Below are 15,975 nucleotides of genomic sequence, written 5' to 3' on the forward strand. Positions count from 1 at the left end.
TAGCTTTCACCCAAGTGAATTCTCAGGAGAGACGCCATGGGCGCTGCAACTGTTGCCGTCACCGATGCCACTTTCGACACCGAAGTCCGTCAGTCGGACGTGCCGGTTGTGGTGGATTTCTGGGCCGAATGGTGCGGCCCCTGCCGGATGATCGGCCCGGCTCTGGAAGAGCTGGCGGGGGAATATGCCGGTAAAGTCAAGATCGTGAAGGTCAATGTCGACGAGAATCCGGAAAGCCCGGCGGCGCTTGGCGTGCGCGGCATCCCGGCTTTGTTCCTGTTCAAGGATGGCCAGGTCGTGTCGAACAAGGTCGGTGCCGCGCCCAAGGCTGCGCTGGAAAACTGGATCAAGGCTGCGATCTGACCAAGGCCCTGGAGCCACCGCAGAGACAGGAAACGGGCGGCCCGGCAAGGGACCGCCCGTTTTGCTTGCGCGGCTGTGTCCCGGTGGCGGGGCCGCAACTCACTCCCGGCGAAAGCGGGAGAAATCGTGGCCGGTGAGGGCCTTGTAAAACGCGGTGGCAGCGGGCGCGCCCATGGTCTCTTCCAGGCAATCGCCGCGCGCGTCGATGCGCAGCACAACGGCGTCATCAATCACCACCTGGTAGCGGCTGCCATCAATCGCCTCCTGGCCATTCAGCTGCGCGGTCTTGCGGCTGCGCCAGAATGATCCCGTCACACCATCCCTGCCGCGCGGTCTGGCAAAGCTTACAGCGCAGTTTGCAGGGAATCCGGAGCGGATGACAGCACGATGCTGACAGTGCAGCTTCCGCGCGAAAGGGTATGGCTGGCTGTCGGCATGCCCATCAGGCGCAAGACTGCCGAAAACGGGGAAACCCCGCTCGCCTCCAGGCTTTCCATCATGGCCAAAAGGCTGTTCGTCACCCCCCACCCTTCCGGGCACGGCAGCAGCTGGTCAAGGTCACGGCTCTGCGCATCGAGGATGGCATATGCCTCATCCAGCCGTGCCGTGCTTTCGGCTGCAAGGTCCAGAACCCCGGTGAGATCGCCCGCAAGCATCGCCTGGTGAAACAGGCCGAATGATATGCCATCGCCGGACGGATCTGCCCCGTTTCCCTTCATCTGCCCCAGAACAGTGATCTGATCGGCGGAGCAGAGCTGAAAGCTCAGCCCTGTGCGCGCGCTGATCCATGCCCCGTTTTCCACCACCTCACCGGTGCCGACATCTTCACCCTTTGATTGCCTGTCGAGTTTGCGGCGCAGGTTGTCGCAGGTCGTGGTGCCAAATTCAGGATCGAATCCGATGATCAGGGTGATGGAGCTTGTCTCCCTGCGGCACTCCATCACCGTGGTGGGCAGGGTACGCAGCAAGGCGGGTTTTGCGGGATCTGCATCGGGCGCGCCGCAGCGCCAGCCGGGCAGATCGGGGGCCAGTCCTTGCAGCGCTTCGATCATTTGCGGGTCTGCGACGGGTAAGGGCCGGGCCTGCAGGGCGCAGGGGAAGAAAAGAACAGAAAGAAGCAGATACGCGCGCATAAAGCCGGCCTTTGGGGATCGCATGGGCCAATGCTCGTTCGGGATTGTGACCGATATTGGGCCTGAGCATGCCGGTGACGGGCTGCCCCGTCGAGGTGCCGGCCCCCGTGCAAGATCTGTAGCCACAGCGCGGGCGCCCGGGCTATGATCGGCCCGACACCAGGGGAAGGTATGCCGTGAGTAACGCCCTGATCTCGACCGAGAGGGTCCTTGCCGATGCTGCGGTTTCGGCCGTAGATGGCCGGATCGTCTGGGATCCGGTCAAATCACTCTGGTTCAGCGGCCATGCGGTCCTCGGTCTGGTGGCGCTGTTCTACCTGCCCTCGGTGGCGGGCGTTGTGGCTTTTCTGGTCCTGTCGGCGATCACCCTTTGCGCCGGGCATTCGGTCGGGATGCACCGGCTGCTGATCCATCGGAGCTTCACCGCGCCGATATGGCTGGAGCGGCTGCTGGTCTGGCTGGGCGTGCTGGTGGGGATGGCCGGGCCGATGGGCATGATCCGGGCGCATGATATGCGGGACTGGCATCAGCGGCAGGTGATTTGCCCGCCGCATCCGTCACATGGGGCGGGCTTCTGGCAGGATTTCTGGTGGCAGGTTCATTGCGTCTTCCGGCTGGGCTCTCCGCCCCGGTTCGTCTTTGAAAACGAGGTTGCCGATGACCCGTTTTATCGCTGGCTGGAGCGATGGTGGATGTTGCAACAGCTGCCGCTTGCGATTGGTCTGTGGTGGATCGGCGGCATCGGCCTCGTGCTCTGGGGTGTCAGCCTGCGGATCGCCGTCTCGCTGTTCGGCCATTGGGCGGTCGGGCATTTCGCGCATCGCAAGGGGCACCAGGGCTGGGTGATCGAGGGGCTGCCGGTGCAGGGCTACAACCTGCCGGGGATCGGCCTGCGGACATTCGGAGAGAACTGGCACGGCAATCACCACGCCTTTCCGCATTCGGCGCGACTGGGGGTCGAGCCGGGGCAGTCCGATCCCGGCTGGTGGCTGATCAGGGTCCTGGCGGCACTGGGCCTTGCGCGCGATATTGCCGTGCCGGAAAGCAAACCGGATCGCGAGGGGCTCAGACGGGCAGATCCGCGCCCGGACCCGCACCCGTTACCGGCAAATCCGCCGATGGCCTGCGATGACCGGCAGGACGCCCCGGTGGTGGCCCGGCGCGACAGTCCGACCGGAAGCAAGGCCCCGGGGCGCCGCCATCAGGGCCTCTGACTTGTGCCGCCTGGGTCCAGGCGCCATATAGGGGCTCGCAACAAGGCGAAGGGCATACCCATGGCGGACGACAAATTCCCCGGCTGGCACGGGACCACGATCCTTGCGGTCCGGCGCGGCGGCGAGGTTGTGGTGGCGGGGGATGGCCAGGTCTCGCTGGGCCAGACAGTGATCAAGGGGACCGCGCGCAAGGTGCGGCGGATCTCTCCGGGCGGGCATGATGTGGTGGTGGGCTTTGCCGGCTCGACCGCCGATGCCTTCACCCTGCTGGAGCGGCTGGAGAAGAAGCTGGAGGCCGCACCCGGTCAGCTGGCCCGCGCCTGTGTCGATCTGGCGAAAGACTGGCGGATGGACAAATACCTGCGCAACCTTGAGGCCATGCTGATCGTGACCGACGGCATCTCGGTCTATGTCCTGACCGGTGCCGGCGATGTGTTGGAACCCGAACATGACGTGGCCGCCATCGGTTCGGGCGGCAATTACGCCCTCGCAGCCGCGCGCGGGCTGATGGAGACCGACCTGTCCGCCGGGGATGTGGCGCGCAAAGCCATGGCGATTGCCGCCTCGATCTGCGTCTATACCAATGGCAATCTGACGGTGGAGACGATCCGCAAATGAGTGCTGCACCGATGACCCCCGAAGATCTGCGCGCCGGTGTTCAGGCCGGTATCCTGACCGAAGCCCAGGCGGCCTCGCTTGCGGCGCTGATCCAGGCCCGCGCCGGGCAACGCGCCGCCATGCCGGCAGAAGACGAGCCGTTCGAGTTTTTCAAAGGCTTCTCCGAAATCTTCATCTCGATCGGTCTGATCATCCTGCTGTCTGGTGTGCTGGCGCTGATCGCCTGGGCCGGAGGCGCGACGATTGCCATCGTGATGCCGCTGATCGCCGCCGGGATCGCCTGGTGGTGGGCGGGCTATTTCACCCTGAAACGGCGGATGAACCTGCCTTCGATGGTGCTGGCGCTGGTCTTTGGCGGCGGCCTGCTGATCGCGGTGACCACGCTGGTTTTCCAAAGCGCGTCTGAGCCGTCGCGGATGCTGATGGTGCTGCCGCCGCTGGCGGCAACTTTGGGCATGGCGGCCTGGTATCGTCACTTTCGTCTGCCGTTCTCGATGTTCGTGCTGGGTGGATTTGCGCTCCTGACGCTTTATGCCCTGACCACCTCGACCGATGCGCTGGTGGGGCTTGCCATTGGCACGCGGTCCTGGGGGATGAACGGGCTGTTCGATCTGCGCGAGAGCCCGGCCTTTGCCTTTGCGACACTGGGATTTGGTATCGTGGCATTTCTGGCGGGGATGTGGTTCGACATGCGCGATCCGCACCGGCTGGGCCGCAATGCCGCGACCGCCTTCTGGCTGCATCTGCTGGCGGCTTTCGCGCTGGTGAATACGGTAGCGGTGACGCTTTACGGCTCTGGCGGCATGGTGATGCTGATCGTTGCGCTGCTGATCATCACGGTGCTGGCGCTGGTGATCGACCGCCGGTCCTTTGTCTCGGCCGCCATTGGCTATATGGCAGTGGTGATCGTCTGGGCGACCGGGGGCGGCAATTTCGGATCCTGGGCCTTTGCGCTGCTGATCCTTGGCGCGCTGATCACCGCCATTGGCACCTGGTGGGTGCAGTTGCGTGGCTGGCTGATGCGCGCTCTGCCCGATTTCCCCGGCAAAGACCGGCTGCCCCCCTATGCGAGGCCTGACCAATGACTGACCTGACCCCCCGCGAGATCGTCTCGGAACTGGACCGTTTCATCATCGGCCAGAAAGAGGCCAAGCGCGCCGTGGCGGTGGCTTTGCGCAACCGCTGGCGCCGCAATCGTCTGCCTGCCGATCTGATCGACGAGGTTTACCCCAAGAATATCCTGATGATCGGGCCGACCGGGGTGGGCAAGACCGAGATTTCCCGCCGGCTGGCGAAACTGGCGAAAGCGCCGTTCCTGAAGGTCGAGGCGACGAAGTTCACCGAGGTCGGTTATGTCGGGCGTGATGTGGAAAGCATCATCCGCGATCTGATGGATGTGGCGATTGTCGATACCCGTGCGCTGATGCGTGACGAGGTGCGCGAGAAGGCGAAGCGCGCGGCCGAGGAGCGGGTGATCGAGGCGATTGCCGGCAAGGATGCGCGCGAGCAGACCCGTGAGATGTTTCGCAGGAAGCTGCGCGCGGGCGAGCTGGACGACACCATGATCGAGATCGAGATCCAGGACCCGATGCCCGCGATGCCGATGATGGCGGGCGGCCAGGGGATGGAGATGCAGCTTCAGGGTCTGCAGGAGATGTTCGGCAAGGCCTTCCAGCGATCCACAAAAAAGCGGGTTACGGTGGCGGACAGCTATGATCTGCTGCTGGGTCAGGAAGCGGATAAGCTTTTGGATGACGAGGCGGTAAAGACCCGCGCGCTGGCCGTGGTGCAGGCGGATGGCATCGTGTTCCTTGATGAGATCGACAAGATCTGTGCGAAATCCGAGGCGCGCGGCGCCGATGTGTCGCGCGAGGGCGTGCAGCGCGATCTGCTGCCGCTGATCGAGGGGACGACCGTTTCGACCAAATACGGGCCGGTGAAGACGGATCACATCCTCTTCATCGCATCCGGGGCCTTCCATGTCGCGAAACCCTCGGATCTGCTGCCGGAACTCCAGGGGCGTCTGCCGATCCGGGTCGAGCTGGAGGCGCTGACCGAGGGCGATTTCGTGCGCATCCTGACCGAGACCGACAATGCGCTGACCAGACAATATACCGGGCTGATGGCGACGGAAGAGGTGGCAGTCAGCTTTACCGAAGACGGTATCGCGGCGATTGCGGGACTGGCCGCGGAGGTGAACCGCTCGGTCGAGAATATCGGCGCGCGGCGGCTTTATACCGTGATGGAGCGGGTGTTCGAGGAGCTGTCCTTCACCGCGCCGGACCGCCCGGGCGAGGCGGTGGTGGTCGATGAGGTCTTTGTCGAGAAGAATGTCGGGCAGCTGGCGCGCTCGGCGGATATCTCGCGCTATGTGCTGTGACGGTGGAATGGGGGGGCAGCCCCCCGGGCCGCCGGTTCCCTGAACCGGTGGCGGAAACGCAGGCTTACCCCCGGAGTATTTGGGTCAAGAGGAAAGCCACAGGCTTTCAGCGCTGAAACAACTGGTGAGCGGTCCGGGGCTTGACCTGTTGCTGCGGGAGCGTCAGGAAAACGGCATGAGAGTTCTGGTCGCCTTTCTGGTGTTGGTCCTGTTCGCCTCCTGCGCGCCGCGCGGGAATTTCGTCATGCTGGAAGAGCTGTCGCCCGAGAAGATCGCGCTGGCTCAGGATGTTTCGATCCGGGTGCCGATCTATGTCGGCACCTCGCGGCGGGAAGACAATGGCGAATTCGGTTTCGCGCGCTCGGATTTCGCAAGCTTCATGCGCTACGATATCCTGATGCCGCGTAATCATAAGGCGGGTGAGGTCACCTGGCCGAAATCGGTGAAGCGCGCTGATCCGACGACGGATTTCCTGACGCTTGCTGATCAGCAATTCGCCACGGCGGCGGATTTCCGCAAGGAGCTGGCAAAGGGGCTGGGGCGGCGCGGCAGCCGGGACGTGGTCGTCTATGTGCATGGCTTCAACAACACCATGGCCGAAAGCATCTACCGCGTCGCGCAGATGCATTATGACCTGAAAGTGCCGGGCGTGGCGGTGCATTACGCCTGGCCCTCGCGCGGGTCGGCGCTTGGTTATGTCTATGACCGCGATTCGGCTTTGTTCGGGCGCGACGGGCTGGAGGAGTTGCTTCGTGAGGTTGCGGGCGCCGGCGCCGAGAAGATCATCATCGTGGCCCATTCCATGGGCGGCGCGCTGACGATGGAGACCTTGCGCCAGGCCTCGATCCGGGGGGATCGCAAGGTGATGGACAAGCTGGCCGGGGTGATCCTGATCTCGCCCGATCTCGATGTGGATCTGTTCCGCGCCCAGGCCCATGCGATGGGGAAACTGCCGCAGCCTTTCCTGATCTTCGGCAGCACGCGCGACACCATCCTGAATCTGTCGTCAAAGATTGCGGGTGCACCGGACCGGCTGGGCAATCTGACCGATCTGACGCCGATCGCGGATCTGGAAGTCACCTATTACGACACTGCCGCCTATAATCAGGGGGCCGGGCACAACAACCTGGGCACCTCGCCGGCGCTGTTGCAGCTGCTGGGGGGGATCGCCAATATCGACGCCGCCTTCCAGGCCGAGGCGCGGACGCGGGTCGGTCTGTTGCCGGGCGTGGTGCTGACGGTGCGCAATGCGACCGCCATTGTGCTATCGCCGGTCGAGGCGGTGGCGGCAGGCAATGCGGACTGAGGAGGCTTCGCCGCCTTGCCGGGCCCTGTTGCCGGGATTATGGCTGGCGGCAGCATTTGAAGGAGGCGGCCAATGCCCGATTTCACCCCCGTTGACCCGGCTGAGCTGACCGCGCGGCTGATCCGCTGCAATTCGGTGACCCCTGCCGAGGGCGGCGCGCTGGTCTTGCTGGAGGAACTGCTGACCGGCGCTGGTTTCACCTGCACAAGGGTGGATCGCGGCGGGATTGCCAATCTCTATGCCCGCTGGGGCGCGCGCAGTGCGAACCGGTCTTTCGGCTTCAACGGTCATACCGATGTGGTGCCGGTGGGGGATCTGGCAGCCTGGACCCAGGATCCGTTCGGCGCGGCCGAGGTGGATGGCTGGATGTATGGGCGCGGCGCCACCGATATGAAATCCGGTGTGGCGGCTTTCGCCGCCGCTGCGGTGGATTTCGTGCGGCAAACCCCGCCGGACGGGGCCGTGATCCTTGCCATTACCGGCGATGAGGAAGATGTGGCCGAACATGGCACCGTTGCGCTTCTTGACTGGATGGGCGGCAATGGCGAGCGGATGACCCATTGCCTGGTCGGAGAGCCGACCTGCCCTGACACCATGGGCCAGATGATGAAGATCGGCCGGCGCGGCAGCCTGACCGCCTGGTTCACCGCCGAGGGTGTGCAGGGCCATTCCGCCTATCCGCATCGTGCGAAAAACCCGATGTCGGCGCTGGTCAGGCTGATGGCCCGGCTGGAGGCGGAGCCTCTGGATCAGGGATCCGAGCATTTCGATGCCTCGACCCTTGCGATCACCACGATTGATTGCGGCAACAAGGCCACCAATGTGATCCCGGCCAAAGGCTCGGCCACGGTGAATATCCGTTACAACGACCTTCATACTGGCGACAGCCTTGCCGCCTGGCTGAATGATCAGGCCATCGCGGTGGTGGCCGAGACCGGGGTTAAGATCACGGTGACGGTGAAAAACTCGGGCGACAGTTTTCTGACCGCGCCGGGGGAGTTTTCCGAACTGATCCGCAAATCGGTCAAGGCGGAAACCGGCGTCAGCCCGGAATATTCCACGAGCGGAGGCACCTCGGATGCGCGGTTTGTGAAGGATCACTGCCCGGTGGTCGAATTCGGGCTGGTCGGCAAGACCATGCACCAGGTGGATGAACGGGTCGAGATCGCGCAGATCCATCAGCTGAAGGCGATCTACAGCCGCATCCTCAGGGATTATTTCGCATGATCCGGGTGGCGCTGACCGATGACCTCGCCACCTGCCAGGCGCTGCGGCGGCTTGTGTTCATCGAAGAGCAGGCGGTTTCCGAGGCGGAAGAGGTCGATGGCCGCGACGGTGAGGCGCTGCATCTGCTGGCCACCGACGGCCAGCCGCTCGGCACCGCGCGTATCCTGATCGAGGGTGCCACCGGCAAGATCGGCCGCGTCTGCGTGTTGGCCACGGCGCGAGGGCGCGGCATCGGCCAGGCGCTGATGCGCGAGGCAGTGGCGGTCTTGCGCATGCAGCCCGGGGTCACCCGCGCAAAACTCGGTGCCCAGATCCATGCGCTTGGCTTTTACGAGGCGCTTGGCTTTCGCGCTTACGGCCCGGAATACCAGGATGCCGGAATCGCGCATCGCGATATGGAGCTGACGCTCTGAGCGCTGTGATCCTTTACCTCTGACGCGCGGGGGGGTAATTCCCTCTCTGTCAGATACAGAGGCTCAACCCATGTCGCGCTACGAACCCGGTCAGATCGAGAAGAAATGGCAATCCGCCTGGGATGAGGCCGGGGTCTTCACGGCCGAGGCCGATCCGTTGCGCCCGAAATATTATGTCCTTGAGATGTTCCCCTATCCGTCGGGGCGCATCCATATGGGGCATGTCCGCAACTACACGATGGGCGATGTGGTGGCGCGCTATAAGTCGTCTTGCGGCTTCTCGGTGCTGCACCCGATGGGCTGGGACGCTTTCGGCATGCCGGCCGAGAATGCTGCGATGGAGCGGGGCGGTCATCCGAAAGACTGGACCTACGGGAACATCGCCGACATGAAGGCGCAGATGAAGCCGCTGGGCCTGTCGATTGACTGGAGCCGCGAATTCGCCACCTGCGACCCGGAATATTACGGCCAGCAACAGGCGATGTTCATCGACATGCTGGCAGCGGGGCTGGTTTACCGCAAGGCGGCCGTGGTGAACTGGGATCCGGTCGATATGACGGTTCTCGCCAATGAGCAGGTCGAGAACGGGCGCGGATGGCGCTCGGGCGCGCTGGTCGAGCGTAAGGAGCTGACGCAGTGGTTCTTTAAGATCTCGGCCATGGCCGAGGATCTGCTGGCCTCGCTGGACGGGCTGGAGAAATGGCCTGAAAAGGTGCGCCTGATGCAGGCGAACTGGATCGGCAAGTCGCAAGGCCTGCAATTCGCGTTTGAAACCGTGAATGCGCCGGCAGGCTTTGACAGGCTTGAGGTTTACACCACCCGCCCTGACACGCTGAATGGGGCGAGCTTTGCCGGCATCTCGGTCGATCACCCGCTGGCGAAGGCGCTGGCCGGGAAGAGCGAGGCCATTGCGGCTTTTGCCGTTGAATGCCGCAAGGGTGGCACCACCGCCGAAGAGATCGAGACTGCCGAGAAGATCGGCTTCGATACCGGTGTGCGGGTGCGCCATCCGCTGGACTCCTCCATCGAACTGCCGGTCTGGATCGCCAATTTCATCCTGATGGATTACGGCACCGGCGCGATTTTCGGCTGCCCGGCGCATGACCAGCGCGACTTTGAATTCGCGACGAAATACAGCCTGCCGATCCTGCCGGTCTTTGTGGCGCCCGGCACGGAGGAGACCACCCTCACCGAGGCCTATGTTCCGACCAAAGCCGAGGCGGTTGACTATGTCCGTGGTCTCGCGGGCAACAAGACCCAGACCGGCGACGCCGGCGTGGCCGAGGCGATCACCATCGCCGGGGAAAAGGGCTTCGGCGAAGGCGTGACCAAATACCGCCTGCGCGACTGGGGCCTGTCCAGACAACGCTATTGGGGCTGCCCGATCCCGGTCGTCCATTGCCCGACCTGCGGTGTGGTGCCCGAGAAGAAAGAGAACCTGCCCGTCGAGCTGCCCTATGATGTGAGCTTTGACAAGCCGGGCAATCCGCTGGACCGTCACCCGACCTGGCGCGATGTCTCCTGCCCGAAATGCGGCCAGGCGGCAAAGCGTGAAACCGATACGATGGACACCTTCGTCGATTCGTCCTGGTATTTCACCCGCTTCACCGCGCCGCGGGCGACGACGCCGACCGTCATGGCCGATGCGGAATACTGGATGAATGTCGACCAGTATATCGGCGGCATCGAACACGCGATCCTGCACCTGCTTTACTCGCGCTATTTCGCCCGCGCGATGAATGTGACCGGCCACCTGCCCGAGAAATCGTGCGAGCCCTTCAATGCGCTCTTCACGCAAGGCATGGTCACGCATGAAATCTACAAGACCACTGACGACAAGGGCCGTCCGGTCTATCACCTGCCGGAAGACGTGATCCGTTCCGATGCCGGAGTGAGCCTGGCAGACGGCACGGCGGTCGAGGTGATCCCCTCGGCCAAGATGTCGAAATCAAAGAAAAACGTTGTCGATCCGATGAATATCATCGCCTCTTACGGTGCCGATACCGCGCGCTGGTTCGTCATGTCGGACAGCCCGCCCGAGCGCGATATCGAATGGACGGCGAGCGGCGCCGATGCCACCAGCAAGCACCTCTCCCGGGTCTGGACGCTGTCGGACCGCATTGCTTCGATGCCCGCGAACCATGCCGGCACCGGCGATCTGGAACTGCAAAAGACGGTCGCCCGCACCACGGTCGAGGTCACCAGGTCGATCGAGGGCTTTGCCTTCAACAAGGCCATCGCAGCCCTTTACGCTCTGACCAATACGCTGTCCAAAGCCGATGCCTCGGCGCTGGTCGCGCGGGATGCGATGCGGGCGCTGGCGCAGCTGATGCAGCCGATGACCCCGCATCTGGCCGAGGAGATCTGGGCCATGCAGGGCGGCGAGGGGCTTTGTGCCCGCGCCCCCTGGCCCGTGGCCGATCCTTCGCTGCTGGTCGATGACGTGATCTCGCTGCCGATCCAGATCAATGGCAAGAAACGCGCGGAAATCAGCGTGGCCAAGGATCTTGCCTCTTCCGAGGTTGAAAAGCTGGCGCTGGCCCATGAGGATGTGGTGAAATTCCTTGCCGGCAATCCGGTGAAGAAAATCATCGTTGTCCCGGGGCGCATCATCAATGTGGTTGCCTGATCATCATGGCGCTTGACCGCCGCACCCTTCTGATCCTGCCGCTGGCGCTGGCCGCCTGCGGCTTTACGCCGGCCTATAAAAAAGGCGGCCCGGCCGAGGCGCTGCTGGGCCAGGTGCGGGCGGCGGATCCGGATACCAAAGAGGCCTTTGCCTTCGTGCAGCGAATCGAGGAACGTCTGGGCCGGCCCGAGCGCCCTCTCTACGATCTCGATTACGCCATCACGACCGAGACCGGCGGCGTCGGTGTCACCGCCGATAACCGCACCACCCGCTACAATATCACCGGCGTGGTGACCTTCCGGATCTCGGATACGCTCAGCGGCACCGTGCTGGCCAGCGGGCGGGCGCAAAGCTTTACCGCCTTCAACGCGACCGGCTCGACCGTGGCGATGCTGGCGGCGGAAGAGGATGCGGAAGGCCGGCTGATGCATATCCTGGCCGATCAGGTCGTGGCGCGGCTGATCGCGGAAATGGCAGCGCTGCAACGGCGTAACGGCGCGCCTGCGGCCACTCCCCCGGCCGGCTGATGCTGCTGCGCGGTTCCGAGGCCAACCGTTATCTGGCAAAGCCCGATCCGGCCCGCGCGGGGCTCCTGATCTTTGGCGCCGATACGATGCGGGTCGCGCTGAAACGCCAGGCGGCGATTCTCTCGCTGATCGGACCCGAGGGCGAGGCCGAGATGCGGCTTTCGCGGATGGCGGGCACCGATCTGCGCAAGGACCAGGCGGCTTTGTCGGATGCGGTCAAGGCGGTCGGCTTCTTCCCCGGCCCGCGCGTGGCCTTTGTCGAGGATGCGACCGACGGGCTGAGCGCGACCTTCGAGGCAGCGCTGAAGGACTGGAAACCGGGCGATGCGGTGATCGTTGCCACGGCGGGCGATCTGAAAGGCAAATCGGCGCTGAAAACGCTGTTTGAAAAGCTGCCCAATACGGTCTGTATCGGGCTTTACGATGATCCGCCGACCCGCGAAGAGATCGAGGCCGAGCTGGCAAAGGCGGGGCTCTCGCAGATCCCGCCTCAGGTGATGGATGATCTGATCCAGCTGGCGCGCGCGCTGGATCCGGGCGATTTCCGCCAGACGCTGGAAAAGATCGCGCTTTATAAATGGCAGGACCCTGCGCCGCTGACCCCTGCAGAGGTGGCGGCGCTGGCTCCGGCGACGATTGATGCCGAGGTGGATGAGCTGCTGAATGCCGTGGCCGAGGGGCAGAGCCGCCAGGTGGGCATTCTGATGCTGCGGCTGGGCGGGCAGGGGGTGCTGCCGGTGACCCTCTGCATCCAGGCGCTGCGTCATTTCCGCACCCTGCATGTTGCGGCAAGCGATCCGGGTGGCGCCGGGATCGGGCTGCAAAAGGCGCGGGTCTTCGGGCCGCGTCGTGACCGGATGCAGGGGCAGCTGCGGAAATGGGGGATGCTGAGCCTTGAACCCGCGATTGCCGATCTGGTCGAAGCCGATCTGACATTGCGCTCGACGCTGAAAGTGCCGGGGCTGGCGCTGGTCGAGCGGGTTTTCCTGCGCATCGCGGCGCGGGCCGGGCGCTGATCGCACCGGCTCCCGGCAAGGCAGATTCTGCTGAGGCATAAAAAAGGCGGCAGATGCCGCCTTTGTCGTTTCAGATTTTGCCGATCCAGACTTTGACTGCGATCAGAGCTTGCTGTCGCGGATCCGCAGCTGCCGTGCCCGGGTGAGAATCGCATCCTCTACGGCGCGGACGGTTTCGGGTGCCACGGCGCCGCCACCCTGGCTTTGCATCGCGATCTTGAGGCTGCGCGCCTCAAGTGCCGGATCCTGCACATAAATCGTGGCGCGGTAGGCGCGGCCGCCACCTGGCGGACGGCCATAGCCGGTCACGATCACGCCGGTGAAGGGATCGACGCTTTCGATCGGCAGGAAGTTCAGCACCTCAAGCGAGGCCTGCCAGATATACTTGTTCACTTCGACGGTGACATTCGGGTCGTCGCTGGCCCCGAAGAGGTTCCAGATCGTGCCGCCCTCACGGTTGGCTCTTTCGCGCGAATTGCCCAGTTGCGAAGTCGTCTGTTTCGCGCCCGAGGTCGCCCCGGCGCGGGTTTCCTCTGCCGTGCCGCCATTCTTGCCGCCGCAAGCCGCAAGGGTGACAAGCAGGCCACCACAAAGAAGATTGCGCGCGGATTTCGCCAGAGCCATCGGAAACTCCCGTTTAACTTAAACGGCTGTCTAGCTTAGCCACCTGTATGGAACAAGGCTTTTTGGCCAGATGGCCACGCGAGGCGGCGGCGCCATGCCTGCCACATACCTGGCAGGGCGCATCCAGGGGGCGGCGGGTGATCGCGCCCGCCAGGGGCGAAAAGGCACTGTGACTTTGCTGCACCATCGCCGAGGCGTTTCCGGGGCGACATTGCCATGATTATTGCAATCAGGCCCCGAGAGGCAGAAATACGGTCCATACCCAATTCGGATTCCCCTGAGTTGGGCCATCCTTGGAAGTCAATCGAGGGAATACGATGAAAAAGCTTCTTATCGCAACCACCGCTCTGGTTGCCGGCGCTTCGGCAGCCGCTGCTGATGTGACCATTTCGGGCTACGGCCGTTTCGGTCTGCAATATGTCGAAGACCGTGGCGGCGTTCTCGCCACTAACACCGAAAACACCATCATCTCCTCGCGGCTGCGTCTGAACATCGACGCCACCACTGAGACCGATGTTGGCGTGACCTTCGGCGCACGTCTGCGCGTTCAGTATGACGATGGCGATGCATATTCGGACTTCAACACCGCTCGCTTCTCGGTCGGATACGAAGGTCTGAATGTTCAGGTCGGCAACGTCGACACCGCATGGGACTCGGTTGGCCTGACCTATAATTCGGAAATGGGTTACGAAGACAGCTCGTTCGGTGACGCTCAGAACGGCTTCTACGCTTACGAATCGAAGGGTTCGGTTGGCGGCGTTTCCGGCGGTTACACCGGTGTTGCTGCAACCTACTCGATCGCTGACATCAACCTGTATTTCTCGTACGTTGACCCGAACCAGTACGTAAAAGATCTCGGTGCTGGTGTTGATGAAGAAATCGGCCTTGCGGCTGACTGGTCGAATGGCCAGATCTCGGTTGCAGCCGGTATCAATCTGTCGTCGGCTGGCGTGAAAGACAACGATGACTACTTCATCGGTGCTGCCTACAACTTCGGTGACGGCAATGTCGGCCTGAACTACTACGACTACAACACCGCTGCTGGCGGCGTGTCGGATTCCTCGCAAGTCACCCTGTACGGCAACTACACCTTCGGCGCGACCACGCTCCGCGCTTATGTGTCGGATTGGGATCGCGCAAACTACGACACCGCTTACGGTATCGGCGCTGACTACTCGCTCGGCGAAGGCGCTCGTCTCTCGGGCTCGATCCAGTCGGGCTTCGGCGATGCAGCTGGTAACAACCAGGGCACCCGCGCTGACGTCGGCGTGCGCTTCGACTTCTGATCTTAACGGATCAATGTCTAAGGAAAGAGCGGGCTTTGCCCGCTCTTTTCATTTCCGGCGTTTCCCTTCCGCGCCCGGGCGTTGTAATCAATGCGGGTTCTGAGGCAGCAAGGGCACGGGCAATGTCACTCACCGGGATCACTGCAAGGCTGCGCGAGGCCGAGAAATCCGCCGGTCGGGCCGAGGGCTCCGTCACCCTGATCGCCGTGTCAAAGGTGCAGCCCTCTCCCAGGGTCGAGGCCGTGCTGGATGAGGGTCAGCGCGTTTTCGGCGAGAATTACGTCCAGGAGGCCGCGTTCAAATGGCCGACCTGGCGGGCGAAATATGCCGGCATCAAGCTGCATATGATTGGGCCCCTGCAAAGCAACAAGGCCAAGGTCGCGGTCGATCTGTTCGATGCGATCCATTCGGTTGACCGCCCCTCGCTGGCCGAGCGGCTGGCCAATCTGGCCAATGCGCGTGGCGCCAGCCCCGATCTCTTCATCCAGATCAATACCGGCGAAGAGCCGCAAAAGGCCGGTATCCTGCCGGGACAGGCCGATGACTTCATCGCCGCCTGCCGCGCCATGTATCTGCCGGTGGTCGGGCTGATGTGTATCCCGCCCGATGGCGAAGACCCAGGTTCGCATTTCCGCATGCTGGCGCAGATCGCCGAACGCAACGGGGTTGAGGGCCTTTCCATGGGCATGAGCTCGGATTTCGAGCTGGCGGTCGCCCATGGCGCGACCCATATCCGCGTCGGCTCGGCGATTTTCGGGGATCGTGCCTACGCGAAATAGGGCACGATCAGCCTGGTTCCCGGGCGGATCTGCCGCGCGATCCGCAAGAGATCGGGTTGCGAAAAGGCGATACAGCCGGCGGTCGGCCAGCCGGGGCGACGCCAGGAATGCAGAAAAATCGCCGATCCCCGGCCCGGAATGGCATCCGGCCAGTTCCAGTCGGTGACCAGAACCAGATCATATTGGGGATCGGAGCGGCGCAGATCCTCGTGGGAAAAGCCATGCGGCGCCCGGACATGCGAATTATAGGCCGGATCGCGACTGTCATCGGACCACAAATCACCCGGGATCAGCGGCTCTGCCCAGGCCGGAACCTGTTGCCGCGCCAGCCGGTCCGGGCGGTAAAAGCCGCCGACAATGTGATGCAGGCCAACAGGCGTTGCCCCGTCGCCCTCGCGTTTCCCGCGTGAGACGCCGCCGCGCCCGATGGTGCAGGCATAGCGCTGGCCGCGAAACATCA

The 15,975-nt window shown here is 63.5% G+C and carries 17 protein-coding genes; 13 read left to right on the plus strand and 4 right to left on the minus strand.

The features are described 5' to 3' along the window. Positions 1–36: 36 nt before the first annotated feature. Positions 37–363, plus strand: a complete 327-nt coding sequence (gene trxA / locus DRF71_RS15480) for a thioredoxin (protein WP_112311469.1) — start codon at positions 37–39, stop codon at positions 361–363. A gap of 99 nt (positions 364–462) precedes the next feature. Here the strand turns inward: trxA and DRF71_RS15485 are convergent, their stop codons facing one another. After that, complete coding sequence (locus DRF71_RS15485; protein WP_112311470.1) at positions 463–678, minus strand: hypothetical protein; 216 nt, start codon at positions 676–678, stop codon at positions 463–465. Positions 679–707: 29 nt separating this feature from the next. Next, the gene (locus DRF71_RS15490; RefSeq protein WP_157971111.1) at positions 708–1,415 is read right to left on the minus strand and encodes a hypothetical protein; all 708 of its coding nucleotides are present in this window, start codon (positions 1,413–1,415) and stop codon (positions 708–710) included. A 257-nt stretch (positions 1,416–1,672) separates the two neighbouring features. Between DRF71_RS15490 and DRF71_RS15495 the strand changes: the two genes are divergently transcribed. The 10 genes from DRF71_RS15495 to DRF71_RS15540 all read left to right on the plus strand — a co-directional run bounded on the left by DRF71_RS15495 (position 1,673) and on the right by DRF71_RS15540 (position 12,826). Beyond that, positions 1,673–2,710 (plus strand): acyl-CoA desaturase, encoded by a 1,038-nt coding sequence (locus DRF71_RS15495; protein WP_232831544.1) that lies wholly within the window; start codon positions 1,673–1,675, stop codon positions 2,708–2,710. A gap of 60 nt (positions 2,711–2,770) precedes the next feature. After that, on the plus strand, positions 2,771–3,328 hold the full coding sequence (hslV, locus tag DRF71_RS15500; RefSeq protein ID WP_112311472.1) for an ATP-dependent protease subunit HslV: 558 nt from the start codon (positions 2,771–2,773) through the stop codon (positions 3,326–3,328). Continuing rightward, positions 3,325–4,413, plus strand: coding sequence for a hypothetical protein (locus DRF71_RS15505; protein WP_112311473.1), 1,089 nt, complete (start codon positions 3,325–3,327; stop codon positions 4,411–4,413). Before hslV ends, DRF71_RS15505 begins: the two co-directional genes overlap by 4 nt. Then, entirely contained in the window at positions 4,410–5,708 is a 1,299-nt protein-coding gene (gene hslU, locus DRF71_RS15510) for an ATP-dependent protease ATPase subunit HslU (protein WP_112311474.1), read from the plus strand. The genes DRF71_RS15505 and hslU overlap by 4 nt, the downstream gene beginning before the upstream one ends. A gap of 175 nt (positions 5,709–5,883) precedes the next feature. Further along, the gene (locus DRF71_RS15515; RefSeq protein ID WP_157971112.1) at positions 5,884–7,014 is read left to right on the plus strand and encodes an alpha/beta hydrolase; all 1,131 of its coding nucleotides are present in this window, start codon (positions 5,884–5,886) and stop codon (positions 7,012–7,014) included. A gap of 72 nt (positions 7,015–7,086) precedes the next feature. Further along, positions 7,087–8,241: a succinyl-diaminopimelate desuccinylase gene (gene dapE / locus DRF71_RS15520; RefSeq protein ID WP_112311476.1), complete on the plus strand. Its 1,155-nt coding sequence runs from the start codon at positions 7,087–7,089 to the stop codon at positions 8,239–8,241. Beyond that, complete coding sequence (locus DRF71_RS15525; RefSeq protein ID WP_112311477.1) at positions 8,238–8,654, plus strand: GNAT family N-acetyltransferase; 417 nt, start codon at positions 8,238–8,240, stop codon at positions 8,652–8,654. Before dapE ends, DRF71_RS15525 begins: the two co-directional genes overlap by 4 nt. Before the next feature lie 70 nt (positions 8,655–8,724). Then, the gene (gene leuS, locus DRF71_RS15530; protein ID WP_112311478.1) at positions 8,725–11,283 is read left to right on the plus strand and encodes a leucine--tRNA ligase; all 2,559 of its coding nucleotides are present in this window, start codon (positions 8,725–8,727) and stop codon (positions 11,281–11,283) included. 5 nt (positions 11,284–11,288) lie between these two features. Next, the gene (lptE, locus tag DRF71_RS15535) at positions 11,289–11,810 is read left to right on the plus strand and encodes an LPS assembly lipoprotein LptE (protein ID WP_232831545.1); all 522 of its coding nucleotides are present in this window, start codon (positions 11,289–11,291) and stop codon (positions 11,808–11,810) included. Further along, positions 11,810–12,826 (plus strand): DNA polymerase III subunit delta, encoded by a 1,017-nt coding sequence (locus DRF71_RS15540; protein WP_112311480.1) that lies wholly within the window; start codon positions 11,810–11,812, stop codon positions 12,824–12,826. Before lptE ends, DRF71_RS15540 begins: the two co-directional genes overlap by 1 nt. 102 nt (positions 12,827–12,928) lie before the next feature. On the opposite strand, the gene DRF71_RS15545 is transcribed toward DRF71_RS15540, so the two are convergent. Next, positions 12,929–13,450 carry a DUF3576 domain-containing protein gene (locus tag DRF71_RS15545; RefSeq protein ID WP_112311481.1) on the minus strand — a complete coding sequence of 174 codons (522 nt, stop codon included), beginning with the start codon at positions 13,448–13,450 and terminating at the stop codon, positions 12,929–12,931. A gap of 317 nt (positions 13,451–13,767) precedes the next feature. Between DRF71_RS15545 and DRF71_RS15550 the strand changes: the two genes are divergently transcribed. Then, positions 13,768–14,736 carry a porin gene (locus DRF71_RS15550; RefSeq protein WP_112311482.1) on the plus strand — a complete coding sequence of 323 codons (969 nt, stop codon included), beginning with the start codon at positions 13,768–13,770 and terminating at the stop codon, positions 14,734–14,736. Positions 14,737–14,858: 122 nt separating this feature from the next. After that, positions 14,859–15,515: a YggS family pyridoxal phosphate-dependent enzyme gene (locus DRF71_RS15555; RefSeq protein ID WP_112311483.1), complete on the plus strand. Its 657-nt coding sequence runs from the start codon at positions 14,859–14,861 to the stop codon at positions 15,513–15,515. On the opposite strand, the gene DRF71_RS15560 is transcribed toward DRF71_RS15555, so the two are convergent. After that, entirely contained in the window at positions 15,503–15,973 is a 471-nt protein-coding gene (locus DRF71_RS15560) for a L,D-transpeptidase family protein (protein ID WP_232831585.1), read from the minus strand. The two genes, DRF71_RS15555 and DRF71_RS15560, sit on opposite strands and share 13 nt — an antisense overlap. Positions 15,974–15,975 lie beyond the last annotated feature (2 nt).

Source organism: Pseudogemmobacter bohemicus, assembly GCF_003290025.1.
Taxonomy (GTDB): domain Bacteria; phylum Pseudomonadota; class Alphaproteobacteria; order Rhodobacterales; family Rhodobacteraceae; genus Pseudogemmobacter; species Pseudogemmobacter bohemicus.